Here is a 2,238-nt window from a genome sequence, read left to right as displayed (position 1 = left end):
GAAGCAGTCAAACTTCTTTGGAAGCCCCCACTTCAAATTTTCGCTAGAAAATTAAGTGGGGGTAGTTCACTCCTAATTTTCTCTCTGTTATGATACAATGAACATAACGGCAAGGCCGAATCGAAGGAAAGTGGGTGACGATATGACGGTGTCGCGGAATGCCCTTTGTCCGTGCGGCAGCGGGAAAAAGTACAAGCATTGTTGCGGAAAAAAAGAGGCGGTTTCGATTTCGTCATTGATTGACCGCGAGTTGATCGAATGCATGAATGATATGCGCCAGTTTGTTTTACAGCGGTATGAGAGGGAGGTGGAAGAGCTTTTAGACCAGTTCCCGCTTGATGAGATGCCGGAGGAACTCGAGCTTGGCGTGCAGATCATGGCGGTGAACTGGATGTTGTTTTGTTGGCCGCTTGATGAAACAGGACAAACGATCTTTTCTGCTTACCGGAAAAGCCGTCATTGGGAGCGGTGGCGCCCGTCCGTTCAGGCTCACATCGAGAGGTGGGAAGGAGCCGTTCCGTCGCTTGGCGAGTTCATCGGCTATGAGGACGACAATCGCCCCGTTGTCCGGGATTTGTTGACGGGAGAGGAAAAGATCGTTCATTTATTGACTTCCGATCAATGGCCGAGCGTGATCGAAACAGGAGATGTGGTGTTCGGCTTCCTTGTGCCGTACCAAGACGTGTTCACGTGTTTCACAGCGGTGTTTCCGCTCCCGGCGTCAGGGAAAGATCGATTGCTTCGGGCGATTCAACAAGAAGGGGAGTGGAGCGGTCAGCCATCGGCTTTATGGATGCGCGATCGGTTCGTCGCTGTGCTTTCCGATGTGCTCTTGGAGTGGCTTTGGCAGTTCGCCAAACAGTTCAAATGGGATGATCCGAAACAAGCGGCCGTCATTCGCGAGCTCGATGAAAACGAGCCGGAGGCGCCAGCGGCGCTGCTCAATCAAGCGTTCGCCATATGGGCGATCTATTGCGGAAAAACATCCCGCCTCCCTTATTCGGTCCCCGTCTACGCGGCGGCGCTCCGCTATGTGGCTGGGCATTTGATGAAGGCGGAAGGATCGGAGGTGGAAGACATCGCCGATCGGTATGACGTGATGCCAGAAGATGTGCGATCGGCGGCGTTGGATTTTTTCCTGATGGCTGTTGATGATGAAGACGACGAGGAATGGCTCGATGACTGGGAGGAAGACTGGTTCGAAGAGGAAGGGGATGAGCTTGATGCGCGCATCAATGAATGGATCGATGACATCGATCTGATGTTGATGCGTGAAGGATGGGACGAGAAGCGAGTCAACCGTCATATTGACCGCGCCATCCGTTCGTGGCGGAATGAAGGCCTGCTTGAGGAAGTGAATGAAAAAGAATTGCGTAAAGAACTCCGCGATGTAGCGTGGGAGATCTTCACCGATCGGGGATTCATCTAGAAGCTGGCAGAAAAACGGGCGCTGCGCGCAAGTCAGCGGCATTTCGTCAGAAAGGAAAGCCGGTTCCACAAGGGCTCTCTCATTCAAACATCATTGGGCTCAACCCAAGCCCTCTATAAGTAGAAACAGGGAATGGAATGCGTTCCATTCGTGAAACTCCAAAAAAAGCGGCGGGGAACGATCGGTTTTGACCGAATCCATAATGGATTGGGAAAAATGGCTTTGTGCGCGATTCCGACAGTTTTTAACATAAATCAGCCAGAAGTCCCCCACCTCTACAGGTGGGGGATGAATGGCGTTCGGTTTTTCTGTTTTTCTCTTTCTTCCTGAATCCGTGACAGAAGTGTATCAAAAATGTTGGAAAACCCAATCATGCCAAAGTATCAACTCAATTCCGAATGTTCACCTATTAGGTGAAGAAGCCCGAGTGCAATATTTGTTGATTGATCAAGTTTTCTTGGCAGTTTGAACGCGTCTTTATCACGGATTCAGGTTTCTTCTTTGGATGGCAATAGAATACAATAAACATAGGAGGTGAAACCATGTATCGAACGCTGAAAACCCGTTTTCGGGCAAAGAAAGAAGTTATCCAAAAACTATTTGAATGCAATCGTATCTCCGCAGAAGTTTGGAACGAATGCCTTCGTTTGGCAAAAGAACATCATTTGGAAACAGGAAAATGGATAACCAAAACGGAACTGCAAAAAGCAACAAAAGGTCGTTTTTCTATCCACAGCCAAAGCATCCAGGCGGTTGTGCATAAATATATCTTTGCCCGTGATGGGGCAAAAGAAGCACGGAAAAAAGGA

At 49.4% G+C, this 2,238-nt stretch carries 1 protein-coding gene and 1 pseudogene; both read left to right on the top strand.

Translation table 11 applies throughout. The annotated features are described in order from the left end of the window. Positions 1–142: 142 nt before the first annotated feature. Positions 143–1,429: an SEC-C domain-containing protein gene (locus DCC82_RS15790; RefSeq protein WP_015865241.1), complete on the top strand. Its 1,287-nt coding sequence runs from the start codon at positions 143–145 to the stop codon at positions 1,427–1,429. Between the two features lie 542 nt (positions 1,430–1,971). Beyond that, a pseudogene (locus DCC82_RS18360) lies at positions 1,972–2,238 on the top strand (transposase); the annotation flags it as partial.

The sequence above is a fragment of the Geobacillus sp. LYN3 genome, assembly GCF_003064505.1.
Taxonomy (GTDB): Bacteria; Bacillota; Bacilli; order Bacillales; family Anoxybacillaceae; genus Parageobacillus_B; species Parageobacillus_B toebii.
The sequence above is the reverse complement of the archived record's forward strand: the minus strand, read 5'-3'. Positions and strand labels throughout refer to the sequence as shown.